Origin of the sequence: Paenibacillus sp. J53TS2 (genome assembly GCF_018403305.1) — a bacterium.
GTDB lineage: Bacteria > Bacillota > Bacilli > Paenibacillales > Paenibacillaceae > Fontibacillus > Fontibacillus rhizolycopersici.
Genome location: NZ_BOSK01000002.1, coordinates 262,107 through 277,972 on the forward strand (window position 1 = coordinate 262,107; position 15,866 = coordinate 277,972).

Here is a 15,866-nt window from a genome sequence, read left to right on the forward strand (position 1 = left end):
ACAAAAGGCATATTGGTAAGGAGAATAGGAGGTTTATAGCCTGATGAGTGTGCCTGAAATGGCCAGTATATTCCATCCAAGTGTAAAAGTGCCGTTTATTTCACCCGTTAGCGCCAAAAGAGGCAGGGCAGGATGCAAAAATACAGTTCTTTTCAGCGATTCAGGCCGTACTAGGTCGATTAGGTTGAAATCAACTGCACATTTGCATCTCAATAGGCTCATATGGAGAATTTCACGGAAATGAAATGCACTTTTGCAGTTCAGCCAACCTTGCTGCATAAAAAACGGCGACGCCGGTTTCCCTAGCATCGCCGCCTACTCTCAGTATGTGTCTTACTCCTCCGGACAATCCAACCGGTACAGATTGCGGTACCGCGGCTCACGAGCCAGCAGCTCCGCATGGCTGCCGCGCATGACGACCCGTCCATGCTCCATGAACACGATCTCGTCCATCCGTTCAGCGCCGACGAGGTGATGCGTTACCCAGATCAGCGACTTGCCTTGCGTCGTGCGGAAGATCGTCGCCAGCAGCTCGCGTTCGGTGCGCGGATCGAGACCGACCGTCGGCTCATCGAGGATGAGCACCGGCGTATCCTGCAGGAGGATCCGCGCCAGGGCCACGCGCTGCCGTTCGCCGCCGGAGAACCGCCGACCCGTTTCACGCATCGGCGTGTTCATCCCCCGCGGCAGCGATGCAACCAGCGGGCCGAGCTGCGCCGCCTGCGCGGCCCGGCCGATCTCCTCGTCCGTCGCCTCCGGACGGCCGAGCCGAATGTTGTTCGCCACCGTCGTGTCGAACAGGTGGGGGCTTTGATTCAGGACGGAGATCACCTCCGGCATCCGGTCGCCGAAGGCGGCGGCTGGGATACCGTTGATCTGCACCGTCCCGTGGCTAGGGGCAAGCGCGCCTTGGATCAGCTTCAGCAGCGTCGACTTGCCGGCGCCGCTGCGGCCGATCACCATCACCCGCTTGCCCTGCGGAAGATCCAGCGAGACGCCGTCTACCGAATCGGCGTCTTCCGCCGCGTAGGCGAAGCGGACGTCTCGCAGCCGCACGTCAGCGGTGCGCGAGACGGCATCGCCCGCCGCAGCGGGCACCGCATCGCCAGGCGCGCTGACGCTGGCACCCTCGCCCGAGATCCGGGCGAGCCGGTCCAGCGACACGCGGTACTGCGGCGTGCGCTCCACCGCTTCGGACACGGGCAGAAACGCGTCCGACAGCGGGAACACGATCAACACGAACGCCGCGATCAGCGTGGCGTCGATCCGTCCGGCTGCCGTTTCGCCGCCGGCCCAGTATACCATCGAGATCACGACGAGGCCGACGACGAGATGACCGATGAAGCTGCGCCAGCGGGCCCAAGCCCGCAGTTTACGGTCCTTGCGAGCCACCGCAGCCTCATCTTGCTCATACGACGCGAGGAATTCCGCCGTCCGACCGCTGATCACCCAATCGCCGATCCCCATCACGGCATCGGTCAACTTCTGGTACAGCCCGTTCCGCTCGCGCTTAACCTCCTCGTTTGTCCGCCGCGTTAACCGCAATGAGAGGTAAGGAAGCACCGCGACAAGCACGAAAATGTACGCTGCCAACAACAGCGCAAACGCGACGTCGAACACGCCCATGGCAATCACTGCTGCGGCATACAAGATCAGCGCCACAACGCTAGGGAACACAGTGCGGATATACACGTTTTGCAGCTGCTCGATATCATCGGCAAGGGCGCCAAGAATATCCCCCGTCCGAAAACGGGAGCGGATGAACAACGCTTGCGGTTCCAGCACGCGATAGAGGCGCACGCGCATTTTCGCCAAGATTCGCAGCACGGTATCATGACCAACCAGCCGTTCGACATAATGGATCACTGCCCGACTGATTCCGAACGTGCGCACGCCGACGATCGGTACATATACAAGCAATATATTATAAGGCTGCATCGCCGACTTGGAGATCAAGAAGCCGGAAGTAAACATCAGCATCCCGGCAGAAAGCAGCGTGAGCACGCCCAGAATCAGATATAAGCTAAACCTACCGCTATACCATCGAAAATAGGGCCGAATCCAGGATTCCTGCTTCATACGATCTCCCCCCGCTGCGCCGATGCCAACCGATAATACGCTCCCCGCTTGGCCATCAGCTCGGTATGCGTCCCCGCTTCCGCCACTCGGCCCTGCTCCATCACCACGATGCGGTCCATTTCACGCATCCAGTGCAGCCGATGGGTCGCGAGGAGGACCAACTTCCCCTCAAACAGAGGCAGCATCGTATTCTTAAGTTCATATTCCGTCTCGATATCCAAATGCGCCGTAGGTTCGTCGAGCAGAATGATAGGCCGCCGGCTGAGCAAAGCCCGGGCGAGCGCCACGCGCTGTTCCTGGCCGCCGCTCAACGGCCGGCCGCCGCCGCCAATAAGCTCGTTGAGCCCGCCCGGCAAGCCGCGAATGAGCCCGTCCAATCCGGCCGCCGTTGCCGCGCGCTCCACCTCTTCCCGCGTCGCTTCCGGCGCGTTAAAGCGGATATTGTCCGCCAACGATCCGCTGAAAATATACGGGTTCTGCGGAATATAAGTGATCTGCTCCCGCCAGCCCGACGCCGTCAAATCGCCCAGCTCCGTTCCGTTCAGCGCGAACCGGCCCGAGGTCGGCCGCAAGAAGCCGCCGATCACGTCGATCAACGTTGATTTACCGGCACCACTCTCGCCGATAATCCCAATGGTGCCCATGCCGCCCAGCGTCAGGTTCACCTCCGTCAACGACGGATGGGCTTCCTCCTCGTGGATCACCCCAACCCCACGCAAACTCAGCGTGCTCTCCCGTGTCCAGGTCCAGACCGTTTCCGCCGGAACCGGCGCGGCCTTAGCCGCCTCTTCGTCCGCCGCGGCGATGATCTCATTCATCGCTTCCCCGGCGGCTTTGCCATCCTGCGTCGCGTGGAAATCGGCGCCGACCATCCGCACAGGCAAGAAATATTCCGGCGCCAGAATCAGCACGGTTAATGCCGGTAGCAGCACCATATCGCCATCAACCAACCGCAGCCCCAAGCTGACTGCCACCGAAGCGACCGATAACATCGTAATGAAATCCAGAGCAAACGAGGACAAGAATGCTACCCGGAGCGTTCGCATCGTTGCCGACCGATAGGAGTCGCTAACCCGCTCGATCGAAGTCACATGCGCTTTGCTGCGCCCCAAGAATTTCAACGTTTCCAGCCCGCGCAGCGAATCAACGAAATGATTCGATAAGGTGCGGTAGGATTTCAGCTGACGTTCGGTTTGCTTGCGCGCCGCAAGCCCGATCAGGATCATAAAGGCGATTAGGATCGGCATTGTCAGCGTCAGAATAATCCCGGAAGCCAGATCCAACTTGTAAACATAGGCCAAAATCAGAACCGGCGTTAAACCCGTTGCCAGCATGCGCGGAATAAACAACTCCAGATAATTACGATATTTCGTCACGCCTTCCAAGACGAGAGTTACCAAATTTCCGGTTCCTTCCGTTCCGGCAAACCGCGGCCCCAACTGGAACAACTTCTCCAGCACCCGCTCCCGCAGGGTACGACCCGTTTCCTCGGCAAAAGCGTACGCCGTTCTCTGCTGCAGCATGCCACAGACCTGCCGCACGATAAAAGCAAGCAGGAACAAACCGGCCCCGCCGGCTTGTTCCTGCAGCTTGGCCCCGGCAAACAGAGCGGAGACGATCTCCGCCAACCATTTGGCCTGCCAGATGATTGCAAAGCTTTGAACCAGGGTCAGCAAGGCCATGAACCCCATGACCTGCTTGATCCCCGTGATTTTCATTAATCCGCGTCCCATTAATATTCCAAATGCTCCTTCTCGTGTACGCGTTTATGGAAGACGAAATAACTCCAAATTTGATACCCCAGCACGAACGGTAGCAGGCTTAACGCCACGATGGTCATGACCTTCAGGGAGTAGTGCCCGGAGGCCGCGTTATCGATCGTTAAGGAGAAGGCATCGCTGATCGAGCTGACCATGACCCGTGGGAACAAGCCGACAAATACCGCAGCGATCGACAACACGATCATCGCGCCCGTCATCCCAAACGCCCAGCCGTCTCTTTGTTTACGGATGAACCAGCCAGCCAGCACGAAGGCGGCGACGCCCAGGACCGCTACTAAGCTGATCAACACACCGCGCACTTCAAACACGTCGGTTTCGAAGTACGTCATCACGCCGAAGATCACAAACAGGGCAGCGAGCGGAATGAGCAGCTTATGAGCTAGCTTGCGAGCCCGTTCCTGCAAGCTCCCGGTTGTCCGCAAGGAAGCGAATAGCAGCCCATGCACGAGGCAAAGCATCACGACCGTAATGCCGCCAACCAAGGTATACAGGTTAACCATATCGAACAATCCGGCTTTCATTTCCATGTCTTCGCCGATCGGCAACCCTTTCAGCAAGCCGGAGAATACGACGCCCAGCAGGAACGGAGGCAGCAGGCTGCCGATGAAAACCGCCCAGTCCCAAGTCCCCTTCCATTTCCCGCTATCCACTTTACCGCGGAACTCAAAGGCAACGCCCCGCGCAATCAAAGCAAGCAGCAATACGACCAGCGGAGTATAATATCCGCTAAACAACGTGGCGTACCAGTTCGGGAAAGCGGCAAACATTGCGCCGCCGGCCGTCAACAGCCAAACCTCGTTCGCATCCCAGAACGGTCCGATCGAATTGATCAGGACGCGTCGTTCCATATCATTCTTAGCCAAAAACTTGGTACTCATTCCCACCCCGAAGTCAAAACCTTCCAGGAAAAAGAAGCCGATAAACAACACCGCGACAAGGACAAACCAGAGCTCATTAAGAGACAGCATGATATCCCTCCTTACCGAATGGATCCGCCGAATGATCCGCGCCGTCTCCCGTTTCGTCATTCGGTCCCTTCTTGATGACTTTCACGAACAGGTAAACCAACACGGCACCGAGCACCGAATAGATCGCTGTAAAGGCAATCAGCGAGAACAGGATCTGTCCGCCCGTTACGCTTGGCGAAACGCTGTCTTTCGTCTGCATTAGCCCAAATACCGTCCACGGCTGACGTCCGAATTCCGTCATGATCCAGCCGGAAGTGTTCGCGATAAACGGCAATGAAATCGACCACAACATAAAGCGGTAAAACCAGGTGTTCGGATTATCGAGCTTTTTGCGCCAAGCCAGATACGCGCCGTACAACCCAAGCACGATCATCAAGCAGCCGGCGGCGATCATGATCCGGAAGCTCCAGAAGGTCGTCCGAACAGGGGGAATGTAGTCCCCAGGACCGTAAGCTTGCTCGTATTCGGCTTGCAGCTCGTGCATGCCTTTGACCTCGCCGGAGAACTTGCTGTAGGACAGGAAGCTCAGCAGGTAAGGAATTTTGATTTCAAAATTGTTCTTGCCATCGTTCGAATCGATATGGGCATACAACGTCCAAGGCGCAGGGTCGCCCGACTTGCCCCAAAGGCCTTCAGAGGCGGCCATTTTCATCGGCTGCGTCTTGACCAAATATTGCGCTTGTTGGTGACCGAACAACGCCGTCCCAAACGAAGCGATCAATGCGACGATGATGCCGATCGTAAACGATTTTTTGAAGAAGGCGGTATCCTGACGTCTTAACATTTTATACGCACTGACCCCGGCGATCAGGAAAGCCCCGGTGGCAAAAGCGCCCAGAACCGTGTGCGGGAACTCCACCAGCAATTGTCCATTGGTGACCAAAGCGAAGAAATCGTTCATCTCCGCACGTCCATTATTCACCTCAAAACCGACCGGATGCTGCATAAACGAGTTGGCGGCCAGAATCCAAAGCGCCGAAACCGTCGTTCCCAAAGCGACCAGCCAGATGCACAGCAGATGGACTTTCTTGGATAGACGGTCCCAACCGAAAATCCAAAGTCCGATAAACGTCGATTCCATAAAGAAAGCAAACAGCGCTTCGATCGCCAGCGGCGCACCGAAAACGTCCCCGACGAACCGGGAATAATCCGACCAGTTCATGCCGAACTGGAATTCCTGAAGAATCCCCGTCACGACCCCTACCGCAAAATTGATAAGGAACAGTTTCCCCCAGAACTTCGCCATCCGTTTGTATTCTTCTTTCCCCTTGGTAACGTACATGGTTTCCATGATCGCGATGAGCAGCACCAGACCGATGGATACCGGGACGAAGAAGAAATGGAAAATCGTTGTCACTGCAAACTGAAGGCGAGCAAGCACAATCGGATCCAGCATTTCTTTTCCCTACTTTCTAATGATTATTATCTAATGTGAATTCTATCACCGGATGATGAAAACGAACGGACAAAAAATAATAATTTTGTGACAGAAATCACATGAGAAATGTCACAAATTCTAATTTTGCTCATAAAACCGCATCAGATCAACGTTTTTTCGTAGTCGCTGAATTTTGACATTCCTGTGAAATGGCTTTCTTTTGCCCATCGAGCAGGTGTCTCACCGCCAAAATCGGGTGATGCCATAACATCCGCGGTCCGGCAAAAGCCATCACCCTGCGGATTTGCTCCCGCTGGATGGCCGCATAGCAGTGCACGGGGCATGCCAAGCAGGTTGTCTTGCCTTCCCCGAACCGGCAGCGGTCCAGCCGCTGCTCGGCATATCGGTGAAGCTCGGCGCATTCAGCGCATAAAGGGGTTGCTTCAACACGGGCCGCCTGCGGTTGCCGCAGATCGGCCTGCCCGTTGGCGCCGTGCATTTTACGGCAATACAACGCGATCATCAGGGCCACAGTTTTCTTTTCGCGACGAATCCGCGGCCCACTGGCGCTAGTTGCCATTTGGCGCTTCCTCCTTTTCCGTAACACGCATCCGGAAGGCCATCCTCCAACCCAACCATGCCCCTGCGATCATCAGGACGCCATAGGCAACAACCCCAAATGGAATGATCGTCGCCAGCCAGTGCAGCAAGCCGAACCCGCCCAGCAGCAGCATGAGCCCCATGATGACGAAAGTTTGATTTTGTTGCCCCGCCGCTTCGAACGGCTCCGAGAATGGGAGTCCCTTGCGTAGGGATAGAAAACAAAGGATGGCGAAACATTGCATCGCCAGTCCTGCTACGATCAGGTCCGGCAGAATGGAAACTCCGAACAACACTGCGAATATCGCAGCCTCCACCAAGTACAAGGGCAACATCAACCGGACCAGGCAGGCCTTCAAAGCCCCCTTGTAGATCGGCGCTTCACCGGAAATCGGGGCCGTCTGGTAGATCCAGGCCGCCTTATATCGGCTTGAGTAACGCAGCATCATGATGATCGTGGGCAGCATAATCCCGCTAAAATAAATGAACAAATACATCCGGGTGCCCGATATCCCCTCCAACCCTTGATCCAGCCCATTCGAGAACAAGAAGATAAAGGGAAACACGATCGCAAAGCCCAAGGAAGGGTATACCTTCAACTTAAATTCCCGCTCTGTGCCCATCAATGACCAGGCAAATCGAAAAAATGCGCTTTCCTGCGGCGTAGAGCAAAGAAGATCCGCTATTCGGCGCAGCGCCTTCCCCGAACCCTTCGTGCCCTTGGCACTAGGCTCCGCCAGCTTCTGCAGGTTTCGCTCCAGCGCCGGCATCAGCTTCAGGTACAGCAGAAAGGCCGCCAACGGAACAAGGATGGACAATCCCGCCAGCCCGGCATAGCTTAAACCTCCCCCCGGATGCAGCACCGTTTGAAAGGAGGCACCGACCCATACCGGAGGCAGCAGGTACTGCCACCACGCCGGCTTAAAGACAACATCCATAGCCGTAAAATCAAATAGTCGGACCAACACCTGATACCCCACCGCAATGGTGATCGTCATGCCGATCTGCACGTAATTGATCATATCTTTCAGCTTCTCGCCGTCAAAAAAGCGCAAGACAACCAAATATAGCAGCGCGGTCAGCACCACGATCAGCAAGTCCATCAGGATCAGTTCCAGCAGCATCAAGGTAAAGAAACCGATCCCCTGCCGAAACAGTCCGACCGCCAGCGGAATAATTGCGATCGCTCCGGTCAGAAAAAACAAATAAATAAAAATATGTACTGTCTTCGCCATCGTAATCGTGCGGCGGTTTACCGGCTTGGTCGCCAGGATACTCCGATCCCGGATGTCCAGCAGCACCGAGGAGAAATCGGAAATCATCGCGGTCATGACCATAAACATCATAATGCCGAACAGGATGCTCATCTGAAACAGCAAATTGTCCCCCATCAATACAAACATCGAGCTGAGTCCGCCAAAAATAACGTATAACCAAAGCGAACGCAAGAACTGATTCCCGTCCTCGGCTTCGGCTTGCTGCTTCTTCCTCGATTTATTCACCATCGTTGGCACTCTTCTAGCGTCCATCGTCAGCTTGACCTGAAGAATTCGTCGCATCACGGGGTAGTCCACGCCCATTTTCACGAATAATCCGCGGAATCGGTCCAACACTCGCAAGCTCTTCATCTCTTCCATAAGCTACACCTCTTGCACGATAGACACGAGACGTCCGGCGATATCCTGATGCTCGTTGAACCCGGTCAATTGGTTGAAAATCTGTTCCAACGACCCTTCGTGGTTTTGTTCCTTCAACTCGTCAAAGCTGCCGTCGGCCACAATGCGGCCTCCATCTAACAGGACGATTCGGCTGCTAATCTTCTCGACCACGTCCATAATATGAGACGAATAAAAAATGGCTTTGCCTTGAGCAGCCAGTAGAGCAAGCATTTCCTTAACAACCATGACACTGTTGGCGTCAAGGCCGCTCAGCGGCTCGTCCAGAAACAGCACGTCCGGATTGTGCAGCAGACTGGAAATGAGCAGCACCTTTTGCTTCATCCCTTTGGAGAACGTCGTAACCCGGGAGTTAAACACGTCCCCCAAACTAAACTCCGTCATCATTCGCCTAGCTTTCATCTCTGCGTCATCGGCGGATAACCCGTACAGCTCGCCAATGAAGGTCAAATATTCTCTTGCCGTCAGCGTATCGTAAAGCTCGGCGATTTCCGGCACGTATCCGATTCGCTTCTTGTAATCGATGCCGCCGTCTCCGGGATGCTGCCCAAAGACTTGCACCTCCCCCTGATAACCTTCAACCAGGCCAAGCATAATCTTGACCGTCGTGCTCTTACCCGCTCCGTTTGGCCCGATGTAACCGATAATCTGCCCCGGATACACCTCCAAATCAACGCCGTTCAGAACTTGGCGTCCTCCGTAGCTCATACGTAAATCCGTCAGTCTAATCACCGGATCCTTTGTTGTAGTCATCGATTCATCCCCTTTCCACTGCCCCCAGTTTACCATAGATTTCCTAATGAAAGCGGAAGATTCCTCACACAAAAAGGCATTCCCCGAACCCTATGGGTGCGGAAAATGCCTTCTTTATTTAAAAGGGATTCGTTATCCCTGGGAATTGGAGGGAATAAAGCTACTGATATCCACGCCGAGCCCTTGCGCAAGACGCATGCCGTATTCCCTGTCCCCGCAGAAGAAGTTGCACACGGCACGCAATTGGACTTGCTCCGGCGTCTGCTTCAGATCGTTCACCAGGTTGGCGATAAGGTGATCCTTCTCTTCGGCCGTGAAACTCCGGTACAGCTCGCCTGCTTGGGTGAAATCGTCGGTTTTCGCAATTTTCTCGCGACCGATATGTCCGCTGACCGGTACCACGCTATCTCGGTAGGCCGGATCTTCCTTGGGACTGCTGTCGAAGCTGTTGGGTTCATAGTTGATCGGCGACGGATCTTGCTTGATATTCATGAGGCCGTCCCGCTGATGGTTACGTACGGAAGCATACGGGCAGTTAACCGGAATTTGCAGGTAGTTCGCACCGAGCCGATAACGCTGGGTGTCCGGATAAGAGAATAACCGGCCCTGCAGCAACTTATCCTCGGATGGTTCGATCCCGGGAACGAGCACGCTTGGCGAGAAAGCCGACTGCTCCACCTCCGCGAAGAAGTTATCGGGGTTACGGTTCAGCGTCATCGTACCGATCTTCACCAGCGGATAATGATCCTCCGGCCATACCTTCGTTGGATCAAGCGGGTCGAAGCTCCAGAGGTCCAAATCCTCCACCGGCATCAATTGCACGTTCAACTCCCATTGCGGGAATTCTCCGTTCGCGATATGCTCGTGCAGGTCACGTGTCGCATGATTAAAATCACGGCCTTGCACTTCTTGAACTTCGGCTGCCGAGAGAGTTTTCACACCCTGCTTCGATTTCCAGGTGTATTTTACATACGTAATCTTGCCTTCGGCATTGATCCATTTAAATGCGTGGACGCCAAAGCCATCCATTTGGCGGTAATTCGCCGGTGTCCCATGGTCCGAAAATACCCAAGTCATCATATGAGTGGATTCGGTCGACAGGGTCATAAAATCCCAATACCGCGCCGGGTCCTGGATGTTCGTATCCGGTGCAGGCTTCAGCGAGTGAACCATATCCGGGAATTTGATCGCATCACGGATAAAGAAGACCGGAATATGGTTGCCCACCAAATCGTAATTGCCCTCCTCCGTATAAAATTTCACCGCAAACCCTCGCGGATCTCGGGCCGTCTCTGGGGAACCTTGACCGTGAATGACCGTAGAGAAGCGGACAAACACCGGAGTTTCACGACCGGCCTCCTGCAGAAAATGGGCTTTCGTGTACGCTGCCATGCTGCGTTCCGCCACGAATACGCCATGGGCACCCGCCCCACGTGCATGTACGACGCGTTCTGGAATCCGTTCGCGGTCAAAGTGACCCAGCTTCTCGAGCAGATGGTAATCCTCCAGCAACGTGGGGCCGCGTCCACCTGCCGTACGTGAATTTTGATTATCGCCTACCGGGGCTCCTTGATTCGTTGTCAACCGGTTATCCATTCAATCTATCATCCCTTCAATTTGTTATTGCACTTAGACTTATTCTAAAATCTATAATAAATAGTAACATGTCCCCTTCCGGGCTGCATGAAGGTTCCATGAGGGCTCGATGAAGAATCTACCGCCGTCTCCGATTCACCTCCGCCATTTGAAAACCCTATCCGAGAATGCTATACTCACCCTGAAATTAAGTAGCAGACAGAGAAGGAGCGACACCGATGGATTTCGTAACTTTAAATAACGGATTGCAAATGCCCCAGCTGGGGTTTGGGGTTTGGCAGGTGCCGGACGAAGGAGCTACAGCCGCAGTGGCCAAGGCGCTGGAGGTAGGCTATACCTCGATCGATACGGCGATGATTTACCGCAACGAGGTTGGCGTCGGCAAAGCGATCAAGCAAGCCGGCATTGCTCGCGAGAAGCTATTCATTACTACGAAGGTATGGAACAGCGATCAAGGCTACGACAATACGCTGCGCGCCTATGACGAAAGCCTGGCGAGACTTGGGCTTGATTATGTCGATTTGTACCTGATTCACTGGCCGATGCCGCAAGTGGATCAATATATAGAGACATACAAAGCGCTTGAGAAGCTGTACCGCGACGGACGCGTCAAAGCGATTGGGGTATGTAACTTCGAGATCGAGCATCTGGAGCGCCTGCTGAAGGAAACGGAAATCAAACCGGTATTGAATCAGGTGGAATGTCATCCGCATCTGGCTCAGAACGAGCTGAAAGCTTTCTGCGCCACACACGACATCTTCGTTGAAGCCTGGAGTCCGCTGGAGCAAGGCGGCGAGGTGCTCTCTGACACGGTGGTCAAATCCATCGCAGAAGCTCACGGGAAGATGCCGGCTCAGGTCGTGCTCCGCTGGCATCTGCAGAATAACACGATCGTCATTCCGAAATCGGTCACCCCAACGCGGATCGAAGAGAACTTCAACGTGTTTGACTTCAACCTTACGGATGCCGAAATGGAGCGGATTAGCGACTTGAACCTCAACCGCCGCAAAGGCTCGCATCCGAACGAGATGCACGTGCGCTAACATCTCACTCGTCGATTTCTCTGCTAACGGACCCCAAAGCCCTTATTGGGTCCTTTTAAGAGCTAATTGACCGTTGCTGGCCGGAATAAGGGCTCCTGAGTCCGTTAGCAAACAAAAAAGCGGGTTGCAATGGGAATTCCCATGCAGCCCGCGTTTTGATTTACTGAATCCCTTCCTGCACTTCCTTAATCATTTCCGGCACAGAGATCAACCCGCCGCCGGAGAGGTACCAATAACTCGGGTCAAGATACACGATCTTGCCGTCTTTATAAGCATTCGTTTTCTTGACGAGATCGTTCTCAACGATTTCCTTGGCAGGTGTCGCCTGTTTGCCTTCCTCCGTGACGACTGCATCGCGGTCTACGACAAACAGGTAATCCGGGTTCTTCTCGGCCACGAATTCGAACGAGATCGAGTTCCCGTGGGTATCGACCTTAATGCTCTCATCCACCGGCGTGACACCCAATACATCATGAATAATGCCAAAGCGCGAACCTGGACCAAACGCGCTGACCTTACCGCCGGTCGTCAGGATGATCAGCCCCTTCTTGCCGCCAGCCGAAGCTAGCTCATTCACCGCTGTAACCGAATCATTGATGGCTGCCAACTCCTTCTCGGCTTCCGCTTCTTTGCCGAAGAGTTCACCGATCGTCTTCACGTTCTCCGTGAAGGACTCCATATAGCGCTGCGTATCCACGCCCAAGAAGATCGTCGGTGCGATCTTGTTCAACTCCTCGTAAGCTTCGGAAGACCGTCCGGAGATGAAAATCACGTCCGGCTTCAACGCATTCAGCTTCTCGAAATCCGGCTCGAACAACGTACCCGCGTTGGTGTATTTGCTGTCGTTATATTTCTCCAGATGGCTTGGCAAATTCCCCTGAGGTACGGCCGCAATCTCTACGCCAAGCTTATCGAGCGTTTCGAGCGTACCGTAGTCGAATACGACGACCTTCGCCGGATTCTTCTTCAAGGTCGCTTCCCCGAGTTGATGCTTGATCGTCATTTCCTCATTCTCCGCAGGCGCTGCCGTTACCGGCTCCGCCGTATTGGTGCCGGACGCCGTTTCATTACCGCCGCCCTTATTCCCACCATTACTGCTATTGTTGTTCGCGCCGCATGCCGCAAGCGCAAATACCAACGTTAATGTAGCAAGCATAAACGTAATTTTCTTCGCCTTCACTTTTCAAACTCCCCCTAATCTGGTCATATGGAATGAAAATACACGCATATTTTGTTGCCGTCGATCTCCTGAACCGGAATGTCCATATCGTAAACCTCCCGAAGCACGGACGGTTCGATAATTTCATCTGTCGGGCCTTCCTTGACCACCTTGCCCTCTTTCAGCGCCACGATGTAATCGGAGTAGCAGGAGGCAAAGTTGATGTCGTGGATGACCAATATCACCGTTTTCCCTAATTCGTCCACCAATCGGCGCAACACCTTCATGATTTGCACCGAATGGTTCATATCCAGATTGTTCAAAGGTTCGTCGAGCAGCACATATTCGGTGTTCTGCGCGATGACCATGGCAATGAACGCCCGTTGCTTCTGCCCGCCGCTTAATTCGTCCAGAAACTTGTGCTGCATCGATTCCAAATGCATGTAACGGAGCGCTTCGTCGACATAGGCTTCGTCTTCCTTCGTCAGGCGCCCCTGCGAATACGGGAATCTCCCGAAATTGACGAGATCCCGCACCGTAAGCCGAATATTGATATGGTTGGATTGCTTGAGAATCGAAATTTTCTTGGCAAGCTCCCCGCTTTTCCACTTGCCGATTTCCCGGCCCTCGATCTGGATCTCTCCCGCGTCCTTGGCAATGAGCCGGCTGATCATGGACAGCAGGGTGCTTTTCCCCGCTCCGTTGGGTCCGATAAAGGAAGTGATCTTGCCCTTGGCAATCTCCAGCGAAACGTTGTCGACGACTTTTTTGCCGCCATAATGTTTGGTTAATCCACTGACCTTTACCACGATTTATTCTCCTTTAGCAGCAGATAGATGAAGTACACCCCGCCGGCAAAGTTGATGATGACACTAAGCGAAGTGGAGAAGGTAAACACCCTCTCAACGATCAGCTGCCCGCCAACCAGAGCGATAAAGCCAATCAGGGAAGCGCCGAGAATCAACGTCTTATGGCGGTAGGTGTTCAGGAACTGGTACGCCACATTGGCAACCAATAGGCCAAGGAACGTAATCGGTCCGACCAACGCCGTCGAAATCGAAATCAGAACCGCCACGACGATCAGCATCCGCTTGACGACATACTCATAGCTGACGCCGAGGTTCACCGCATGATCCCGTCCCAAGGACAGCACATCCAAATATTTCGCGAATCTCGTAAAATAGAGCGCCACCAACAGCACCCCTGCCAGCGAAATCAACAATAAATCGGAATTGACGTTGTTAAAGCTGGCGAACATTTTGTCCTGGATGACCAGGAATTCATTCGGGTCGATTAGCTTCTGCAGAAAGGAAGTCACGCTGGAGAAGAACGTCCCGAAGATAATCCCGATCAACAGAAGGTGGTAAATGTTGCGCCCTTCCCTACGAAACAGCATGCGGTAGAGCAGCATTGCAAACACAACCATCAATCCAACCGCCATGACAAAACGCAAATTTTTGCTCATCATCGTCAAAGCCGTGCCGCCGATCAGGAAGACGATCACCGTCTGCAACAGCATGTAAAGCGAATCCAGCCCAATGATACTCGGCGTCAAGATCCGGTTGTTCGTAATCGTCTGGAACACGACCGTGGAAAAGGCGATGGCGGTACCCGTGAGAAGGATGGCAAATAGTTTCTTGCCCCGCCGCGGTAATATGTAGTCCCACTGTCCTCCCGCATCGATTGTCATAAAAACGATCGCAAGCAGAACGGCGATGCCGACAAGGGTCCATAGTTTGGCGTTATGACTCATAGGTCCTTCTCCTCATCAGCAGATACAGGAAGATCCCGCTTCCGATCACCCCGACGGTCAGGCCGATCGAGATTTCGTACGGATAGATGATGACTCGACCCAAGATGTCGCAGGCCAGCACGAAGACTGCGCCCAGCAAAGCTGTATGGGTCAAATTATCTTTCAGGTTGTCTCCGCGGAACATCGTTACCAGGTTTGGAATGATGAGTCCAAGAAAAGGAATCGACCCCACCGTCAGCACGACAACAGCCGTCACGAGCGCCACCAGGCCCAATCCGATATTGACGACCTGTTTGTAGTTCAATCCGAGATTGACGGAAAACTCCTCACCCATGCCTGCCACCGTAAATTTATTGGCGTAAACGTAGGAGAGCACCACAAGCGGGACACTGATATACAGCAGCTCGTATCGGCCCTGCATGATCATGGAGAAATCTCCGTACAGCCAAGCGGACATGCTCTGAATCAAATTGTATTTGTAAGCGAAAAAGGTCGTTGCCGATTCCACGATGCCGCCGAACATCAGCCCGACCAGCGGGATGAAGATGGCATCCTTGTATTTCACCCGATTGAGAATCGCCATAAAAAGATACGTACCCAGCAAAGCAAACCCAAAGGCGATGGACATCTTGACGAGCGTCCCTGCGGTCGTAAAGACAAGCAGCGATACCATAATGCCAAAGCTCGCAGAGTCCATCGTTCCCGCCGTCGTCGGGGATACGAATTTGTTGCGGGTCAGCTGCTGCATAATCAAACCGACGATGCTCATGCTGACTCCGGCGATGAGAATACTGATTAACCGGGGAATCCGGCTGATGCGCAAGAGTTCCCATTGTTCCGGATCGAAACGCAGCAGGGCGGCTAGGGACAGCTCCCCGACTCCGATAAACAAGGAGACAAGGGATAGAGCAACCAGCAGCACTGCCATATAAATTTTCTTCATAATCTTCGTCCTTACTGTCCTTCCTCTGGCCATGAGGAAGTTCAAGTTTCTCGCTGCCGGCAGGACAGACGATTTATGATAATGATATTCATTATCAATTAGTTTGAATTATACCGTCTCGTTTTTGGCACTGTCAA

Annotated in this window: 13 protein-coding genes; 1 reads left to right on the forward strand and 12 read right to left on the reverse strand. The window is 54.0% G+C overall.

Annotated elements, in window-relative coordinates; all coding sequences use genetic code 11:
* Positions 1 to 333: 333 nt before the first annotated feature.
* The 8 genes from cydC to KJS42_RS05810 form a co-directional block, all read right to left on the reverse strand.
* Entirely contained in the window at positions 334 to 2,079 is a 1,746-nt protein-coding gene (gene cydC / locus KJS42_RS05775) for a thiol reductant ABC exporter subunit CydC (RefSeq protein WP_213622264.1), read from the reverse strand.
* On the reverse strand, positions 2,076 to 3,812 hold the full coding sequence (cydD, locus tag KJS42_RS05780) for a thiol reductant ABC exporter subunit CydD (protein ID WP_213622265.1): 1,737 nt from the start codon (positions 3,810 to 3,812) through the stop codon (positions 2,076 to 2,078). Before cydD ends, cydC begins: the two co-directional genes overlap by 4 nt.
* The gene (cydB, locus tag KJS42_RS05785; RefSeq protein ID WP_213622266.1) at positions 3,812 to 4,828 is read right to left on the reverse strand and encodes a cytochrome d ubiquinol oxidase subunit II; all 1,017 of its coding nucleotides are present in this window, start codon (positions 4,826 to 4,828) and stop codon (positions 3,812 to 3,814) included. The genes cydD and cydB overlap by 1 nt, the downstream gene beginning before the upstream one ends.
* Complete coding sequence (locus KJS42_RS05790) at positions 4,815 to 6,224, reverse strand: cytochrome ubiquinol oxidase subunit I (RefSeq protein WP_418888798.1); 1,410 nt, start codon at positions 6,222 to 6,224, stop codon at positions 4,815 to 4,817. The genes cydB and KJS42_RS05790 overlap by 14 nt, the downstream gene beginning before the upstream one ends.
* 148 nt (positions 6,225 to 6,372) lie before the next feature.
* Complete coding sequence (locus KJS42_RS05795; protein WP_213622267.1) at positions 6,373 to 6,786, reverse strand: nitrous oxide-stimulated promoter family protein; 414 nt, start codon at positions 6,784 to 6,786, stop codon at positions 6,373 to 6,375.
* A complete protein-coding gene (locus tag KJS42_RS05800; RefSeq protein ID WP_213622268.1) occupies positions 6,776 to 8,443 on the reverse strand; it encodes a hypothetical protein in 1,668 nt (555 codons plus the stop codon). Before KJS42_RS05800 ends, KJS42_RS05795 begins: the two co-directional genes overlap by 11 nt.
* 3 nt (positions 8,444 to 8,446) lie before the next feature.
* Positions 8,447 to 9,235, reverse strand: a complete 789-nt coding sequence (locus tag KJS42_RS05805) for an ABC transporter ATP-binding protein (RefSeq protein ID WP_193417043.1) — start codon at positions 9,233 to 9,235, stop codon at positions 8,447 to 8,449.
* Positions 9,236 to 9,367: 132 nt separating this feature from the next.
* Positions 9,368 to 10,831: a catalase gene (locus KJS42_RS05810; protein WP_213622269.1), complete on the reverse strand. Its 1,464-nt coding sequence runs from the start codon at positions 10,829 to 10,831 to the stop codon at positions 9,368 to 9,370.
* A gap of 218 nt (positions 10,832 to 11,049) precedes the next feature.
* Here KJS42_RS05810 and KJS42_RS05815 point away from each other — a divergent pair, with 218 nt between their 5' ends.
* Entirely contained in the window at positions 11,050 to 11,874 is an 825-nt protein-coding gene (locus KJS42_RS05815; RefSeq protein ID WP_213622270.1) for an aldo/keto reductase, read from the forward strand.
* Between the two features lie 160 nt (positions 11,875 to 12,034).
* Here the strand turns inward: KJS42_RS05815 and KJS42_RS05820 are convergent, their stop codons facing one another.
* From KJS42_RS05820 to KJS42_RS05835, 4 genes are read right to left on the reverse strand one after another with little or no spacing between them, the layout of a single operon-like run.
* Entirely contained in the window at positions 12,035 to 13,030 is a 996-nt protein-coding gene (locus KJS42_RS05820) for a siderophore ABC transporter substrate-binding protein (RefSeq protein ID WP_193417148.1), read from the reverse strand.
* A gap of 47 nt (positions 13,031 to 13,077) precedes the next feature.
* On the reverse strand, positions 13,078 to 13,842 hold the full coding sequence (locus tag KJS42_RS05825) for an iron ABC transporter ATP-binding protein (protein WP_213622271.1): 765 nt from the start codon (positions 13,840 to 13,842) through the stop codon (positions 13,078 to 13,080).
* Positions 13,836 to 14,786 carry an iron chelate uptake ABC transporter family permease subunit gene (locus KJS42_RS05830; RefSeq protein WP_155604867.1) on the reverse strand — a complete coding sequence of 317 codons (951 nt, stop codon included), beginning with the start codon at positions 14,784 to 14,786 and terminating at the stop codon, positions 13,836 to 13,838. The genes KJS42_RS05825 and KJS42_RS05830 overlap by 7 nt, the downstream gene beginning before the upstream one ends.
* Positions 14,776 to 15,729: an ABC transporter permease gene (locus KJS42_RS05835; protein WP_213622272.1), complete on the reverse strand. Its 954-nt coding sequence runs from the start codon at positions 15,727 to 15,729 to the stop codon at positions 14,776 to 14,778. Before KJS42_RS05835 ends, KJS42_RS05830 begins: the two co-directional genes overlap by 11 nt.
* Positions 15,730 to 15,866 lie beyond the last annotated feature (137 nt).

Excerpts from the sequence above, each read along its gene's own strand:
- cydC (WP_213622264.1), bottom strand. The coding sequence starts at position 2,079 with ATGAAGCAGGAATCCTGGATTCGGCCCTATTTTCGATGGTATAGCGGT.
- cydD (WP_213622265.1), bottom strand. The coding sequence starts at position 3,812 with ATGGGACGCGGATTAATGAAAATCACGGGGATCAAGCAGGTCATGGGG.
- cydB (WP_213622266.1), bottom strand. The coding sequence starts at position 4,828 with ATGCTGTCTCTTAATGAGCTCTGGTTTGTCCTTGTCGCGGTGTTGTTT.
- KJS42_RS05790 (WP_418888798.1), bottom strand. The coding sequence starts at position 6,224 with ATGCTGGATCCGATTGTGCTTGCTCGCCTTCAGTTTGCAGTGACAACG.
- KJS42_RS05795 (WP_213622267.1), bottom strand. The coding sequence starts at position 6,786 with ATGGCAACTAGCGCCAGTGGGCCGCGGATTCGTCGCGAAAAGAAAACT.
- KJS42_RS05800 (WP_213622268.1), bottom strand. The coding sequence starts at position 8,443 with ATGGAAGAGATGAAGAGCTTGCGAGTGTTGGACCGATTCCGCGGATTA.
- KJS42_RS05805 (WP_193417043.1), bottom strand. The coding sequence starts at position 9,235 with ATGACTACAACAAAGGATCCGGTGATTAGACTGACGGATTTACGTATG.
- KJS42_RS05810 (WP_213622269.1), bottom strand. The coding sequence starts at position 10,831 with ATGGATAACCGGTTGACAACGAATCAAGGAGCCCCGGTAGGCGATAAT.
- KJS42_RS05815 (WP_213622270.1), top strand. The coding sequence starts at position 11,050 with ATGGATTTCGTAACTTTAAATAACGGATTGCAAATGCCCCAGCTGGGG.
- KJS42_RS05820 (WP_193417148.1), bottom strand. The coding sequence starts at position 13,030 with ATGCTTGCTACATTAACGTTGGTATTTGCGCTTGCGGCATGCGGCGCG.
- KJS42_RS05830 (WP_155604867.1), bottom strand. The coding sequence starts at position 14,786 with ATGAGTCATAACGCCAAACTATGGACCCTTGTCGGCATCGCCGTTCTG.
- KJS42_RS05835 (WP_213622272.1), bottom strand. The coding sequence starts at position 15,729 with ATGAAGAAAATTTATATGGCAGTGCTGCTGGTTGCTCTATCCCTTGTC.